12 protein-coding genes are annotated in these 15,887 nt (G+C 62.8%); 11 read left to right on the top strand and 1 reads right to left on the bottom strand.

Annotated features, from left to right (window positions below; all coding sequences use genetic code 11):
* Positions 1 to 75 precede the first annotated feature (75 nt).
* From V6M61_RS14670 to V6M61_RS14720, 11 genes are all read left to right on the top strand, one after another.
* On the top strand, positions 76 to 474 hold the full coding sequence (locus V6M61_RS14670) for a response regulator (protein ID WP_332777320.1): 399 nt from the start codon (positions 76 to 78) through the stop codon (positions 472 to 474).
* The gene (locus tag V6M61_RS14675) at positions 474 to 839 is read left to right on the top strand and encodes a response regulator transcription factor (RefSeq protein WP_332777321.1); all 366 of its coding nucleotides are present in this window, start codon (positions 474 to 476) and stop codon (positions 837 to 839) included. The genes V6M61_RS14670 and V6M61_RS14675 overlap by 1 nt, the downstream gene beginning before the upstream one ends.
* A gap of 22 nt (positions 840 to 861) precedes the next feature.
* Entirely contained in the window at positions 862 to 1,392 is a 531-nt protein-coding gene (locus tag V6M61_RS14680; protein WP_332777322.1) for a chemotaxis protein CheW, read from the top strand.
* 29 nt (positions 1,393 to 1,421) lie between these two features.
* Positions 1,422 to 3,722: a methyl-accepting chemotaxis protein gene (locus tag V6M61_RS14685; protein WP_332777323.1), complete on the top strand. Its 2,301-nt coding sequence runs from the start codon at positions 1,422 to 1,424 to the stop codon at positions 3,720 to 3,722.
* A 58-nt stretch (positions 3,723 to 3,780) separates the two neighbouring features.
* The gene (locus tag V6M61_RS14690; RefSeq protein WP_332777324.1) at positions 3,781 to 9,936 is read left to right on the top strand and encodes a hybrid sensor histidine kinase/response regulator; all 6,156 of its coding nucleotides are present in this window, start codon (positions 3,781 to 3,783) and stop codon (positions 9,934 to 9,936) included.
* Positions 9,937 to 10,135: 199 nt separating this feature from the next.
* On the top strand, positions 10,136 to 10,723 hold the full coding sequence (locus tag V6M61_RS14695; protein ID WP_332777325.1) for a YqgE/AlgH family protein: 588 nt from the start codon (positions 10,136 to 10,138) through the stop codon (positions 10,721 to 10,723).
* Positions 10,720 to 11,136, top strand: a complete 417-nt coding sequence (gene ruvX, locus V6M61_RS14700) for a Holliday junction resolvase RuvX (RefSeq protein ID WP_332777326.1) — start codon at positions 10,720 to 10,722, stop codon at positions 11,134 to 11,136. The genes V6M61_RS14695 and ruvX overlap by 4 nt, the downstream gene beginning before the upstream one ends.
* Positions 11,133 to 11,657 carry a bifunctional pyr operon transcriptional regulator/uracil phosphoribosyltransferase PyrR gene (gene pyrR, locus V6M61_RS14705; RefSeq protein WP_332777327.1) on the top strand — a complete coding sequence of 175 codons (525 nt, stop codon included), beginning with the start codon at positions 11,133 to 11,135 and terminating at the stop codon, positions 11,655 to 11,657. Before ruvX ends, pyrR begins: the two co-directional genes overlap by 4 nt.
* 3 nt (positions 11,658 to 11,660) lie before the next feature.
* Complete coding sequence (locus tag V6M61_RS14710; RefSeq protein ID WP_332777328.1) at positions 11,661 to 12,623, top strand: aspartate carbamoyltransferase catalytic subunit; 963 nt, start codon at positions 11,661 to 11,663, stop codon at positions 12,621 to 12,623.
* Positions 12,620 to 13,912 (top strand): dihydroorotase, encoded by a 1,293-nt coding sequence (locus V6M61_RS14715; RefSeq protein WP_332777329.1) that lies wholly within the window; start codon positions 12,620 to 12,622, stop codon positions 13,910 to 13,912. Before V6M61_RS14710 ends, V6M61_RS14715 begins: the two co-directional genes overlap by 4 nt.
* Positions 13,913 to 13,949: 37 nt before the next feature.
* Entirely contained in the window at positions 13,950 to 14,687 is a 738-nt protein-coding gene (locus tag V6M61_RS14720; RefSeq protein WP_332777330.1) for a lysophospholipid acyltransferase family protein, read from the top strand.
* 12 nt (positions 14,688 to 14,699) lie between these two features.
* Here the strand turns inward: V6M61_RS14720 and V6M61_RS14725 are convergent, their stop codons facing one another.
* Entirely contained in the window at positions 14,700 to 15,764 is a 1,065-nt protein-coding gene (locus V6M61_RS14725; RefSeq protein ID WP_332777331.1) for an ABC transporter ATP-binding protein, read from the bottom strand.
* Positions 15,765 to 15,887 lie beyond the last annotated feature (123 nt).

Genomic DNA, 15,887 nt, shown 5'->3' on the forward strand with positions numbered 1-15,887 from the left:
GCGGACGAGCCGGTCGTCCAGGCAGTCGCGGACTGATGTCATGTCATCGGTCCAGCGTTAACAGGAGCAGAGTCAGTGAGTATTCCCAGTTCCGGTCTCAAGGTGTTGGTCATTGATGACAGCAACACCATCCGGCGCAGCGCCGAGATATTTTTGAAGCAGGGTGGTCACGAAGTATTGCTGGCTGAAGACGGTTTTGACGCCCTCTCCAAAGTGAATGACTACGAGCCCGACCTGATTTTCTGCGACATCCTGATGCCACGCCTTGATGGCTATCAAACTTGTGCCATCATCAAGCGAAACCAGAAGTTTGCGGCGGTGCCTATCGTGATGCTGTCCTCCAAGGACGGCGTATTCGACAAGGCGCGCGGGCGCATGGTGGGCTCGCAGGACTATCTGACCAAACCTTTTACCAAAGACCAGTTGCTGCAGACCGTTTCAGAACTGGGCAGCGCAAAACAAGGAGTAGCGTGATGGCGATTAAAAAAATTCTGGTAGTCGATGACTCCAAGACCGAATTGATGTTCCTGACGGATTTGCTGGTGAAAAAAGGGTTCACCGTCAAAACCGCCGAGAATGCCGAGGACGCTTTTCGCCGTCTGGCGGAAGACAAGCCCGAGCTGATCCTGATGGACGTGGTGATGCCCGGGCAAAACGGATTCCAGCTCACGCGTGCCATCACGCGCGATCCCCTGTACTCCGACATTCCCATCATGATGTGCACCAGCAAGAACCAGGAAACGGACCGGGTCTGGGGCATGCGCCAGGGCGCCCGCGACTACATCACCAAGCCAGTGGACGCTGACGAGCTGATGGCCAAGATCAAGGCCTTGGGCTGATTGCCCGGAGACCCCCCAGAGCATGGCGAACAGACAAGCCCTCAGAGAGTTGCAAAGCCGGCTGGCGGAGAGGCTGCAGGCAGCGCGAACACAGGGCGTGACGGCATCCTGGCTGGCGGTTGAGGCCGGTAGCCGCAAGTACCTGTTTCCACTGAACCAGTCCGGGGAAATCTTCCCATGGGTCAACACGCAGGCGGTCCCCTACACGCAGCCCTGGTTTGCCGGTGTGGCCAATCTGCGCGGCGGTTTGTTTGGGGTGGTGGACCTGGCCAGTTATGTGTCCGGGCAAAGCCCGGCCGTTCGAAGCGAGCTGGCCCGTACTGATGCGCGGCTGGTGGCGCTCAACAGCGCGCTTGAAATCAATTGCGCCCTGCTGATTGACCGGCTGGCAGGCCTGCGCAATCCCGATGCCTTCAGTGAATTCTCCGAAAGAGCGCCCGATTCCCCCGAGTTTTTTGGCCATAGCTATGTTGACCAGAGTGGCGCAAGCTGGCAGGAAATCAACCTTCAGTCGCTTGCGCAGCAGGCTCATTTTTTGACTATCGGCGCCTAGCGCACCACGTTTTCTCCGGAAGGCTCTCCATGTCTGTTATCGAAAAAATCCAGCAGCTATTCAAATCCAAGCCGGCACGGCCACCGGAGGACAGCATGGATATGGCGTCCGTTGGCATCCCTGCCGACCCCATGGTAACGGGGGTCATGGACGGCGCTGCCCTGCGCACAGGGGCCATGCAGCAGGTTGCCGAGAGTGAAAATGCGCCGGCTGACAGCAGTCTGGACTCCACCTCGGGTGAGCTGCTGGCGGCTGAGAACCAGGAGCTGTTGTCGCTGCCGCTGCTGGGCAAACGGACCATTGGCAAGCACCAGAGGACTCTTGTGTCCTTGCTGATTCTCGCGGTGATTGTGCTGGGTACGGTGACCTATCTGGCCCTGAGCCAGGCTGACAGGGTGGCTCAGCAGGTGGCGGCCACCGGTCAGTCCCTGATGCAGTCACAGCGACTGGCCAAATCCGTATCGCAGGCGCTGGTGGGCAGTGCCCAGGCCTTCCCTGACGTGCGTGAAAGTTCGGACGTGCTGGCCAAAACCGTGCGCGGCCTGAAAGCCGGTGAGGACTCCTTGCGCCTGGCCGCAGTGGATGAAGAGCTCCAGCCGGATGTCGAGAAGATCATGCCGCTGATGGAGCGGGCCGAAAAAAATGCCGGCGCCGTGATGGGCCAGCAGAATATTCTGACCCAGGTGGGCAACGCCTTGCGCACGATTAACCGGCAATCATCGGACCTGCTGGAAATTGCCGAAACCGTATCGTCCCTCAAGCTCCAGCAGAATGCGGCGCCAGCCGAAATTTCTGCCTCCGGCCAGCTGGTGATGTTGACCCAGCGGATTGGTAAATCTGCCAACGAATTCCTGACCATGGAGGGCGTGAGTCCCGAGGCCGTGTTTCTGCTCGGCAAGGACTTGAACTCGTTCAAGGAAATCGCGCAAGGCCTGCAGGAAGGCAGCCCCGAATTGCGTTTGAGCGGCTCCAAGGACCCGCAAACCCGCGAACGCCTCGAAGCCCTGATGGCGCTTTATGAGCAGACGCGCGTGCAGGCGGGTGCGATTTTGGGCAACTTGCAGGGTCTGGTGTCAGCCCGTGAAGCCCAAGCCTCCATTATTTCCGACAGCGAGCCCTTGCGCCGCGGCCTGGAAGATTTGCAGGGCAAGCTGTCGTCCCAATCGGGCCTTAGCGCAGGTGCCCTGACGACCCTGGCGGTGGCTGCGGCGATTGCACTGCTGTGCGCGGCAGGTCTGGCGCGCTTGCAGGTGAAAGACAGTCAGCAGCGCCAAGGGGTTGCCGAGCAGCAGCGGCAGGAAGCCAAGAGCCAGGAGCAGGACGCCAAGCGCGTCAACGACGCCAACCAGGCCGCCATTTTGCGTTTGATGAACGAATTGCAGACCGTTGCTGAAGGTGACCTGACCCAGGAAGCGACGGTGACCGAGGACATTACCGGCGCCATTGCCGACTCCGTGAACTACACGGTGGAGGAGTTGCGCCAGCTGGTGGGCAACGTGCAGAACACGGCGACCCGTGTGGCACAGACGACGGCACAGGTGGAAAGCACCTCCACCGAACTGCTGGCCGCCTCGACCGAGCAGTTGCGGGAAATTCGTGAAACCGGCCAGTCCGTGCTGGACATGGCAACACGAATCAACGAGGTGTCCAGCCAGGCGCAGGAATCTTCCCAGGTGGCCCGCCAGTCCCTGACCGCTGCCGAATCCGGCCTGCATGCCGTGCAAAACGCCATTGGCGGTATGAACTCCATCCGTGACCAGATTCAGGAAACCTCCAAGCGGATCAAGCGCCTGGGTGAGTCGTCGCAGGAGATTGGCGAGATTACCGAGCTGATTTCCGACATTACCGAGCAGACCAACGTGCTGGCGCTCAACGCGGCCATTCAGGCGGCATCAGCCGGTGAGGCCGGTCGCGGCTTCTCGGTGGTGGCCGAAGAGGTGCAGCGATTGGCTGAACGCTCCGCCGATGCAACGCGTCAGATTTCGGCGCTGGTGAAAGCGATTCAGACCGACACCCAGGATGCGGTGGCCGCCATGGAGCGCTCCACGCAGGGTGTGGTGGAAGGGGCCAAGCTGTCCGATAACGCGGGTACGGCCCTGACCGAGATTGACCGCGTGTCACGGCGCCTCGCCGACCTGATTGAGCAGATCTCCAACTCAGCGTCCCGGGAGGCTGAATCAGCCAACGTGGTGGCCGGAAACATCCAGCACATTTTTGCGGTGACGGAACAAACCGGAGAAGGTACCCGTTCCACGGCGCAACAGGTGCGGGATTTGTCGCGCATGGCAGAAGAGCTGCGTCAATCGGTGTCCCGATTCAAGATTGCCTGACGCGTTTTCGCTCTGTGTTTTTGACGTGAATTCCGATTTCTGAACCGGCTCGCCCCCTATGCAATCCAACGCACTGAATCCAACAGCCGCTGAACTCGATTTGGCCGTCAACGATCTGGGCCCATTGGCCTGGGTGCTGGAGGAGCTGCGCAAGTCGCTGGATGGCGCGGCCAAGGCGCTCAAGCGTTTCGTGCGGGATGCCGAATTGGCACGGGGCTCGGACCTGGCTGCCATTGATGCCAGCCAGTTGCGTATCGCCCGCCAGCAGCTGCACCAGGCGGTGGGGGCGCTTGAAATGGTGGGGCTGGCAGGGCCCGCGCTCGTGCTGCGCGCCATGGAAGCGGCGGTACAGAGGTTTGTGCAGCAGCCGGAGCAGTGCAGCCAGGATGCAGCCGCCAGAATTGAGCGCGCCAGCTTCGCCTTGACGGAGTACCTGGAGGGCGTGCTGGCCGACAAGCCGGTTTCCGCTGTGTCCCTGTTCCCGCAATACCGTGATGTCCAGGAGCTGATCCGCGCGGACCGGGTGCATCCGGCCGACCTCTGGTCTTTCGAATGGCGCTGGCTGGATCCCGAACTGGCCGCGACGGCCCTGCCCCGGAACTACGATGACGGCGCGCGTGCGCTGCTGGACCAGTCGGTGCTGCAGATCATGAAAGGCCAGGCCGGGCCGGCGGCTCAGAACCTCAAGGATTTAAGCCTGGGTTTTGCCACCCGGCAGGCCGAGCGCCAACCGCGCATTTTCTGGAAAATCGCCGCCGCTTATTTCGAGGCGCTGGGCCTTGGCCTGATCGGCGGGGATGTCTATGTCCGGCGCGCGGCCTCCCGGATTTTGCTGCAGTACGCTTCCTTGGTCCGTGGGGATGTCACCGTATCCGACCGGCTGGCGCAGGACCTGCTTTTCTTTTGTTCGCAGGCCATCGCGTCGCATGCCAGCGATACGCCGGTGTTGTCGGCGGTCCGTGCGGCCTATGGCCTGAACCGCTTCAAACCGGTCGACTATGAAGCCGTCCAGTTTGGCCGTTTTGACCCCGCATTGCTGGCCCAGGCCCGCAAGCGCATTGTTTCGGCCAAGGAAACCTGGACTTCGCTGTCTGCAGGGGATGCGAGCAAGTTCAAGTCTGTTGCCGACCAGTTCAGTCTGGTCACGGATTCCCTGCTCAAGCTGCACCCCTCCAGTGAGCCCCTGGCTCAAGCCCTGACGCGTGTGATTGACAGTACCGTGCGCTCGGGCCATGCCCCTCCCATCGAGCTGGCCATGGAAGTGGCGACCTCCGTGCTGTACCTGGAAGCGGCGTTTGACGATCTGGATCCCAACGATCCACAGCTCGCGGCGCGCACCACCCACCTGGCCGAGCGGCTGGATGGCGTCAGGAGCGGCGGTGAGCCCCAGCCGCTCGAGTCCTGGATGGAGGAGCTTTATCGCCGTGTCAGCGACAAGCAGACCATGGGCAGCGTGGTCGGTGAACTGCGCGTGGCGCTGGGGGAGCTTGAAAAAACGCTGGACCAGTTCTTCCGCAATCCGGAGGACAAAACTGCTTTGCAGGCCGTGCCGGGGCAGCTGTCGCAAATGCGTGGCGTCCTGTCCGTGCTGGGACTGGATCAGGCTTCCCAGGCCGTTTTGCGCATGCGTGACAGCGTCGAGCAAATGCTGGACGCTGAAATCGATGAGGAGCGTGCCCGTACGACGGGCACCTTCGACAAGCTTGGCAACAATCTGGGGGCATTGAGCTTCCTGATTGACATGCTCAACTACCAGCCTGCGCTGGCCAAGAAACTCTTCGTCTATGACGAAGAAAAAGGCGAACTCAAGCCCTTGATGGGGCGTGCCCAGACATCCGGCGATGCGGCAGCCAGCGTGACCGTCCATGATGACGCGCTGTCACAGGAAGTGATTGCGGTGGTGCAGGACGCCGGCGCGGGCGCAGCCCAGGACACGCTAAGCGTCAAGCTGGACACCCTGGCCACCCATGCCGCCCTGGCCGAACAGCCCAGCCTGGCCCAGACTGCCCGCGAAGCATCCGCTGCAATGGCAGGGCGCGACACCGATGCGGCTGCCAGTGCCCTGACCAGCCTGGCGGCTACCCTGACACCCGCGGCCCCGGCTCCTGCTGTGCAGGCTACTTCGGATGATTTCGAAGAAGATGATCTGCGTGACATCTTTCTGGAGGAAGCGCGTGAAGTCGTGGGCAACGGCCAGGCCGCCATTGAGGCGCTGGCCAATGATCCCGGTGATATCGGCCAGATGACGATCTTGCGCCGCGCCTTCCATACACTCAAAGGCAGCTCGCGCATGGTCGGGCTTAATGAGTTTGGTGAAGCCGCCTGGTCGCTGGAGCAAATGCTCAACAGCTGGCTGGCCGATCAAAAAACGGCGACCGATGATTTGCGGGCCCTGTCCTCCGAGGCGATGGCAGGGTTTGCTGACTGGATTGCGGACATTGCCGCCAAGCAGGATGGTGCATGGAAACCTTCGGTCTTTCGCCACAGCGCCGATGCCATGCGGACGGAAGGGCGTTTAATTCCCCTGAACCTGTCTGCCAGGGCGGTGGCGCCACCCGAGGAATTGCTCCCGCTGCTTGAGTCTGCTGCCCCAGCCGTTGAGGCGCCTCAGGCCGAGCCAGTCCAGCCAGCGCCTTTGACTTCAGAGCCCGATTTGCCCGATTTGAGCTTTGATGTCGTTTTTGATTTGGACTCGCTCGCGGCCACCCCTGTCAGTACAGTGGCTGCGCCGCCCGCCGAGCCAGCCGCCGCGCCGCTGGAAATAGAGGGCATTGACTTTGACAGTCTGGCGACGCTGTCGCTGACGGGTGAGCCGGACCTTGCGCCTGTTCCCGCGGCTGAGCTGCCCACCCTGGACAAGGCCCAAGAGCCCGTGCCGGAGTTGATGGAGCCGGCGCCTTCCCTGGAAGCCGTCGAGCTGTCAGTTGACGATTTTGACCAGCATTTCCTGGCGGCAACCACTTCAGTGGAGGCGCCAGCGTCCGTGGCGCCCGTAGCGCCGGTTGTGGAAGAGGTGACATTCGAGGAACTCGACCTGTCACTCGATCTGTCCTTGCCTGATCTTTCTGTGCAGGAAGCGGCAACCGCGCCTTTCATGAGTCCGGAGCCTGCGGCACAGCTGGATGAGCTTGACGGCAGCCTGCCTTCGGGCGGTGATGGCGATGAGCAGGTCAAGGTCATTGGTCCTTTGCGGATCGGCATTCCTTTGTACAACGTGTACCTGAATGAGGCCGACGAATGGTCACGTCGACTGGTCACTGCATTGACCGAATGGGCTATCGAGTGTCATGCACCCGTTGACGATTCGACCGTGGCATTGGCGCATTCGCTGGCGGGAAGTTCGGCCACCGTCGGGTTTGATGCCTTGTCGGACATGGCGCGAGCCCTGGAACACGCATTGCAACAATCACAAGCGCACCACAGCCAGCAGGGCGCTGCCGAGTATGGCGAGGTGTTTGTCAATGCCGCCGAGGATATCCGTCGCCTGCTGCATCAGTTTGCGGCAGGGTTCCTCAAAGAGCCTGATGCAGACATCCTTGAAAATTTGCGCACGATTGAATTCCCGGAATCAGTGGCGGCGCTGGATGAGCCTGAAACGCCTGCTGAAACGCCTGATTTCCCAGCCGCTGTTCCCGAGCCCGTGGTCATGGAGATGGCCGACCTGCCCCTGCCATTGACGGCTCTTGCGCCCGAGCCGGTCACCGTGCCGGAGGTGGCCGCAGTACCCGAAGTGGTTGCCGCACAGGCTTTTGTGGCGCCACAGCGCCCCACGCTTGTACCCGCTGCTGCCACTGTCTTTCACGACGACGAGGACGATGAGATCGACGCGGTTGACGCGATCGACCCTGACCTGTTCCCGATTTTCGAGGAAGAGGGCGCCGAGCTGATGCCGCAACTGGGCGGTGCCCTGCGGCAATGGTCTGCACGCCCCGACAACCAGAGTGCACGCATGGAGGTTTTGCGTGCCCTGCACACCCTCAAAGGCAGTGCCCGCCTGGCGGGCGCTTTGCGCCTGGGTGAAATGGCCCACCGGATTGAGTCAGACATCGAGAGCCTGGGCTCGGACGCTGCCGCGACACAACAGTTCGAGCCATTGCTGGCCCGGTTTGATGCCATGCAGACCAGTTTTGAGGCCCTGCGCCACGCCGAAGCAGTGGCCGCGGGCACTGCGGAGCCGGCAGTCGCCGAGTCGCCGGTCCATGAGGCCGCGCCTGGGGCGACGCTTGCGCAGGAAACCCCGGATGCCATGAGCGCGCCAAGCCCTGCAGCCGCTGCAGCGGGCACGGGGAAAATGATGATCCCGGTACCCAAAGCCATGGCCATGCAGCCTTTGCGCAAAGCGGCTTCGGGTTCGATCCGGGTGCGTTCGCAGTTGCTGGATCGCATGGTCAACCAGGCCGGTGAGGTCATGATCACGCGTTCCCGCCTCGAGGCTGAACTGAGCCAGCTGCGCGGATCCCTCAATGACATGAGCGGTAACTTGAACCGTCTTCGCCAGCAGCTGCGTGACGTGGAGCTGCAGGCCGAAACCCAGATGCAGTCGCGCCTGGCCCAGGCCAAGGAAGCCCAGCTGGGGTTTGATCCGCTCGAATTTGACCGGTTCACCCGCGTGCAGGAACTGACCCGCATGATGGCGGAGTCTGTGAACGACGTGGCCACCGTGCAGCGCACCTTGCAGCGGACCGTGGAGGCGACCGAGGACGACCTGATTGCCCAGGCCCGCCAGACCCGTGAACTGCAGCGCGATCTGCTGCGTACGCGCATGGTGGAGTTCGAAGGCATTTCCGACCGCCTGTACCGTGTGGTCCGGCAGGCCTCCAAAGATGCCAACAAACAGGTGCGACTGGACTTGACCGGCGGCACCATCGAGATGGACCGCGGCATGCTGGACCGCATGACGCCTGCGTTCGAACATTTGCTGCGTAACTGCGTGGCGCATGGCATTGAAGATCCCGACACGCGCACTGCGGCTGGCAAAGACCCGGTGGGCCTGATCACCGTGACCTTGCACCATGAAGGCAATGACGTGTCGGTCGAATTCAGCGATGACGGCGCCGGCCTGAACCTGCCACGCATTCGCGAAAAAGCGGTCAGTCTGGGCTTGGTCAAGCCGGGCCAACTGCTTGACGACCAGGAAGCCGCCAACATGATTTTCATGTCGGGCTTCTCCACCGCTTCGCAGGTGACTGAGCTGGCGGGGCGGGGCATTGGCATGGACGTGGTGCGCTCCGAGATCAATGCGGTCGGTGGCCGTATCGAGACCTCGACCGTGGCCGGCAAAGGCACCAAATTCAAGCTGGTGCTGCCCCTGACCACGGCGGTGACGCAGGTGGTGATGATGCGCTCGGGCAGTCTTTCAGTGGGTGTGCCCGCGACGGTGGTGGAGATGGTGCGCCGCACGCCGGCCAAAGACCTGCAGCAGGCCTACAACACCGGCGTGCTGGATGTGGGGGGCGAGGAGGCGGTGCCGTTTTTCTGGTCAGGCGCGCTGCTGCAAGCTTCGCACCGCAGCAGTGAGCCACATGCCAAAACCAATCCGGTGGTGATTTTCCGAAGCGCGGCCCAGCGCGTTGCGCTGCACGTGGATGAGGTGCTGGGCAACCAGGAGGTGGTGGTTAAAAACCTCGGGCCACAGCTGTCACGCTTGCCGGGCCTGGCCGGCATGTCGGTGCTGGCTTCCGGTGCGGTCGCCCTGATCTACAACCCGGTCGCGCTGGCCTCGGTGTATGGCCATCAGGCCCGGGCCTGGAGCGCGGACAGCGCCGAGCCGCACATGCTGGAGGCGTTGAACGGCCAGGCGGTCGAATTGCCCGCCCTGATGCCCGCGGCGCCGCAAATTCCGCTGGTGCTGGTGGTGGACGATTCGATCACCGTGCGGCGCGTGACGCAGCGCTTGCTGCAGCGCGAGGGCTACCGGGTGTCCATGGCGGCCGATGGCCTGCAGGCGCTCGAGCGCCTGCAGGAAGAGCGTCCGGCCGTGGTGCTGTCAGACATTGAGATGCCGCGCATGGACGGTTTTGACCTGGCGCGCAATATCCGCGGCGATGGTCGCCTGCGCGATTTGCCGATCATCATGATCACCTCACGCATTGCCGAGAAGCACCGTGAGCATGCCAAGGAACTGGGTGTGGACCACTATCTGGGCAAGCCTTATTCGGAAGACGAGCTGATGAGCCTGGTGCGCCGTTACTGCAGCACCGAAATGGCTGTTTAAATAAAAATGGCGTTCAGCCCTCATGAAGTGGGCGCAATAAGCTATCAAAACAATAGCTAATTTGGGTGGCTTCATGAGGTTCTGGCGATGGCATGGCGCTGCAGGGGCAACGTGTGTGCGTGGTCATGCTGCACCAGCAGACCCTGGCCAGGGTGGCAGAAAGGCGCGTCCATCGGGCCAGTACGCGTAAAATCAACGCATGGCCATGGATTCTGTACCGATCAACCTTACCAATCACTTCCTGATCGCCATGCCCGGGCTGCAAGACGAGGCTTTTGCCAAAAGCGTTGTCTACATGTGCGAGCACAGCGATCGCGGCGCGCTGGGCCTCGTCATCAACAAACCCAGCGACATCAACCTCAAAAACCTGTTTGACAAGGTGGAGTTGCCTCTGCGCCGTGATGACTTGACCGAATCGCCGGTATTTCAGGGCGGCCCGGTCCAGACCGAGCGTGGCTTTGTCTTGCACGAAAGCATGATGCCGGGCAGCGAGTCGGTGTACGCCTCCACCATGACCATTCCCGGCGGCCTGGAGATGACCACCTCCAAAGACGTGCTCGAAGCCCTGTCCACCGGCGCCGGGCCGCGCAAGGTGTTCGTTTCGCTGGGATACTCAGCCTGGGGCGAAGGCCAGCTCGAATCCGAAATTTCCGACAACAGCTGGCTCACCGTGCCGGCCGATGTGAGCGTTATCTTTGACACGCCGGTCGAGCAGCGCTATGACAAGGCCTTGCTGCTGCTGGGCCTGCAAAGCTGGATGCTGTCCTCCGAGGCTGGCCACGCATGAGCGTCGCGGCTGCGCCTTTCCCGGCCGCCAATCTGCAAACTTTTCTGGCTTTTGACTTCGGTGTCAAACGTACCGGCGTGGCCACCGGCAACCGTCTGACCCGTACCGCAACCGCGCGCGGCTCCATTGCGGCCGAAGGTGATGCCCGGTTTGCCGCCATCGGCCTCAAAATCCGCGAATGGCAGCCGGATGCGCTGGTGGTGGGCATTCCTTATCACCCCGACGGTGCCAGCCACGACAATACCGTTCGGGCGCAAAAATTTGCCCGCCAGCTGCGTGGCCGTTTTGGCCTGCCGGTGTTTGAAGTCGATGAGCGCTACAGCACCACCGAAGCGCTGGCGGACGGCGCCAAGGATGCGGATGCCGCATCTGCCTGCATAATTCTGGAGCAGTTTTTAAGGAGTCTTTCATGAGCAGCCTGACCCTGGATGCCGAAGCGCTGTACCGCGAGCTGCTGAGCGGCATGCGGCAACTGCTGGCGGCGTATGCCGAGCCGCCCCGGCTGGTTGGCGTGGCTTCGGGCGGGGCCTGGCTGGCGCAGCGCCTGCATGCCGACCTGGGCCTGCCCGATGAGGCCGGCATCCTGTCTTCTTCCATGCACCGCGATGATTTTTCCCAGCGCGGCCTGTCCTCCAGCGGCCAGACCATGCTGCCCTTTGATGTGAATGGGGCCCACCTGATTGTGCTGGACGATGTGCTCTACACCGGGCGCACCATCCGGGCCGTGCTCAACGAGCTGTTCGACTACGGCCGTCCGGCCAGCGTCAAGCTGGTGGTGCTGGTGGACCGGGGGGGGCGCGAGCTGCCTGTGCAGCCCGACTTTGCCGTGGTCCGCGTGGCGGTGCCGGCGTCACAGGCGCTGGAGCTGGCACGCGCTGACGATGGCCAGTTCAGCTTTCAGGTCCAACAGGTTCAACAGGTCAAAGGAGCTTGAAGCGTGCTGTACCGACGAAACCCGCAACTCAACAAGAACGGTGAATTGATTCACCTGCTGTCGATCGAAGGCCTGCCCAAGGCCACGCTGACGCAGATCCTGGACACGGCCGCCAACTTTGTGTCGGTCAACGACCGTGAGGTCAAAAAGGTCCCCTTGCTGCGCGGCAAGAGCGTGTTCAACCTGTTCTTTGAGAACTCCACGCGCACCCGCACCACTTTTGAGATCGCGGCCACGCGGTTGTCGGCCGACGTGATCAACCTCGATATCGCGCGCTCCTCGGCGTCCAAGGGGGAATCGCTGCTCGACACCATCGCCAACCTCAGCGCGATGGCCGCCGACCTGTTTGTGGTGCGCCACAGCGAGTCGGGCGCTCCTTACCTGATTGCCCAGCACGTGGCGCCGCATGTGCATGTGATCAACGCCGGCGATGGCCGCCATGCCCACCCCACGCAAGGGCTGCTGGACATGTACACCATACGCCACTACAAGAAAGACTTCAGCAAGCTCACGGTGGCCATCGTGGGCGACGTGCTGCACTCGCGCGTGGCGCGCTCCGACATTCACGCGCTGACCACGCTGGGCTGCCCCGAGGTGCGCGTGGTGGGCCCCAAAACCCTGGTGCCTTCGGACATGGCGCAAATGGGGGTGCGTGTCTGCCATACGCTGGAAGAAGGCATCAAGGGCGCTGACGTGATCATCATGCTGCGGCTGCAGAACGAACGCATGTCGGGCGCCCTGCTGCCCAGCAGCCAGGAGTTCTTCAAAAGCTTTGGCCTGACCACCGAGAAGCTGCAGTTGGCCAAAGCCGACGCCATCGTCATGCACCCCGGGCCGATCAACCGCGGCGTCGAGATCGACTCGGCGGTGGTGGACGGCGCGCAAAGCGTCATCCTGCCGCAGGTCACCTTTGGCATTGCGGTGCGCATGGCCGTCATGGGCATCGTCGCCGGGAATGAAGCATGAAGATACTGATTAAAAACGGCCGGGTCATCGATCCCGCCTCGAAACTCGACGAAGTCTGCGATGTGGCGATTGCCGCCGGGCGCATGGTGTCGCTCAAAAACACCGCGCCCGATTTCTCGCCCAACAAAACCATTGACGCCAGCGGCTGCATCGTGGCGCCCGGCCTGGTGGACTTGTCCGCCCGTCTGCGCGAGCCCGGCCATGAGCACGAGGGCATGCTGGAGAGCGAGCTGGCCGCGGCTGTGGCCGGCGGTGTCACCAGCCTGGTGTGCCCGCCCGACACCGACCCGGTGCTCGATGAGCCCGGCCTGGTCGAAATGCTCAAGTTTCGCGCCGAGAAGCTGCACCAGTCCCGCGTGTTTCCGCTGGGCGCCCTGACGCGCGCCCTGCAAGGCGAGGCGCTGACTGAAATGGTCGAGCTGACCGAAGCCGGTTGCGTGGGTTTCAGCCAGGCCGAAGTGCCTTTGGCCAATACGCAGGTGCTGATGCGCGCGCTGCAATATGCGGCCAGTTTTGGCTACACCGTGTGGCTGCGGCCACAGGAAATGCATCTGGGCAAGGGCGTGGCGGCCAGCGGCGCACTGGCCACGCGCCTGGGGCTGAGCGGTGTGCCGGTGGCGGCTGAAACAATTGCCCTGCACACCATTTTTGAGCTGGTGCGCGCCACCGGCGCGCGCGTGCACCTGTGCCGCATCAGCAGTGCCGCAGGGGTGGCCCTGATCGCCCGTGCCAAGGCCGAAGGCCTGCCCGTGACCTGTGACGTCAGCATCAACAGCCTGCACCTGATCGACACCGACATTGGTTACTTCGACAGCCGCATGCGGCTGGACCCGCCGCTGCGCCAGCAGCGCGACCGCGATGCCATCCGCCAGGGGCTGGCCGATGGCACGATTGATGCCCTGGTGTCTGACCACACACCGGTGGACGAAGACGCCAAAACCCTGCCGTTTGCAGAAGCCGAGCCCGGCGCCACGGGCCTGGAGTTGTTGCTGGGCCTGGCCTGCAAATGGGGTCAGGACAGTGGTGCGGGCTTGTCCCGCGCCCTGGCCGTGCTGACGAGCGAGCCCTCCCGGGTGCTGGGCAGCGCGCTCGGCACCTTGCAGGCCAGTGCGGGCCAACTGGTCAAGGGCGGCGTGGCCGATCTCTGCATTTTTGATCCGCAGGCCGCGTGGATGGTGCAGCCCAAGGTGCTGCGCAGCCAGGGCAAGCACACCCCGTTTTCCGGTTATGAGTTGCCCGCGCGCGTGCGCTGGACGGTTGTCGGCGGCCAAGTGGCTTACGAAGCCTGACATGGCACGCATCACGCGACGCCGGGGCTGAACGCGCATGAATCTTTGGCGGGCGTGCTGGAAACTGCTGCAGGCGCTGCTTCACGCCTTGCATGGCTTCTGGACCATCAAGACGGCGTTTCCCCAACTCAGCCAGCCCGAGCGCGAAGCGCAGGTTCATGCCTGGGCCCAGAAAATGCTGCGCATCGCGGGCATTGAACTCATGGTCAAGGGAACGCCACCGGCCAGCGGCCCGCTGCTGCTGGTGGCCAATCATATTTCCTGGCTGGACATTCTGGTCATGCATGCCTCGCGCTACTGCCGTTTTGTCTCCAAGGCCGATGTCAAGCATTGGCCGTTTGTCAGCACCCTGGCCGCCGGGGCCGGCACGCTCTACATCGAACGCGAGTCCCGGCGCGATGCTCACCGGGTGGTGCACCACATGGTCGAGCGCCTGCGGGCGGGGGAGGTGCTGGCGGTGTTTCCGGAAGGCACGACCGGTGACGGCATCACACTCAAACCCTTTCATGCCAACCTGGTTCAGGCCGCCATCTCGGCCGATGTCCCGGTGCTGCCCATGGCGCTGCGCTTTGTAGACCTGAGCACGGGCCAAACCAGCTTTGCGCCGCGCTATATCGATGACGACTCGTTGGTGCGCTCCATCTGGCAGACGCTGACGGCCCAGCGCCTGGGCGCCGAGGTCATCTTTGGGCAGCCGCAGCGTGCCCAGGGCCGTGACCGGCGCACCTGGGCCGGCGACCTGAAGCTGGACATCGAAAAACTGAGAAGCCGCTAAGCCTTTTATGGTTTATTCGCGCGCGAAAGTCACCACGTGATCGACCTCGGCGCGTATGCCTATCCACTCACCGAGCGCGTGGTCATGGTGCGAGGGGACATGGGCCACCACGGTCTCACCGGTCTTGAGCTTGAGGGTGTATAAAAATTCGGAGCCCCGAAACGCCTTGCGCAAGATCTGGGCTTTGACCGGCGCCGCGTCGTCGTGCACGATGTCGTCGGCGCGCAGCAGGACATCGCACACCCCGCCAGGGTAGGCGTTGGGCAGGGGGCATTCCTCGATATCGGTCAGGTCGCCGAGGGCCGTGTGCACCACCACGTTGTTGCCGTGCTGCTCGATGTGCGCACGGGCGAACACGCCATGGCCAATGAAGTCGGCTACAAAGCGCGTGGCCGGGCGGTGATACAGCGCGTAGGCGTCATCCCACTGGTGCAAGCGGCCTTCGTGCATCACGCCAATGCGGTCGCCAATGGCAAAGGCTTCCAGCTGGTCATGCGTCACGAACAGCGCCGTCGCACCAGCCAGTTTGAGAATGCCGCGAACCTCGTGCGCCAAGCGTTCGCGCAAATCCACATCGAGGTTGGAAAAAGGCTCGTCGAGCAGCAACAGCCGTGGCTCGGGCGCCAGCGCACGGGCCAGGGCCACGCGCTGCTGCTGACCGCCCGACAGTTCATGGGGGTGGCGCAGCTGGACCTTGCCCAGGCCCACCAGATCCAGCACTTCCCGGACCCGTTGCTGCCGGGCGGCCGGCTTGAGGTGCGTGAGGCCGAACGCCACGTTGTGCCCCACATCCAGATGGGGAAACAGCGCATAGTCCTGAAACACCATGCCAATGCGGCGCGCTTCGGCCGGGACATGGTTTTGCACGCTGCTGACGGTTTGCTGCGCCAGGCTGATGCTGCCCGCCTGGGCGCGTTCCAGCCCGGCCACGGCGCGCAGCAGGGTGGTCTTGCCACAGCCAGAGGGGCCAATCAGGACGCCAATGTCACCGGCCTGCAGGCTGAAGGAGACGCCATCGACGGCGGGGCGTGAACGGCCCGCGTAATGCACACGCAGCTGGGAGACATCCAAAAACATGAGGGTGATTGTAGATGCTTACAATTCTCATTTGCAGTCGCTGTATTGCAAATCCGCCGTGCAGGCGGGTTAAGCCGGCGATTCAAGATTCAATGTAACTGGCGCCTCCCCTGCTGGCAGGCC

The organism is Polaromonas sp., from assembly GCF_036676035.1.
Taxonomy (GTDB): domain Bacteria; phylum Pseudomonadota; class Gammaproteobacteria; order Burkholderiales; family Burkholderiaceae_C; genus Polaromonas.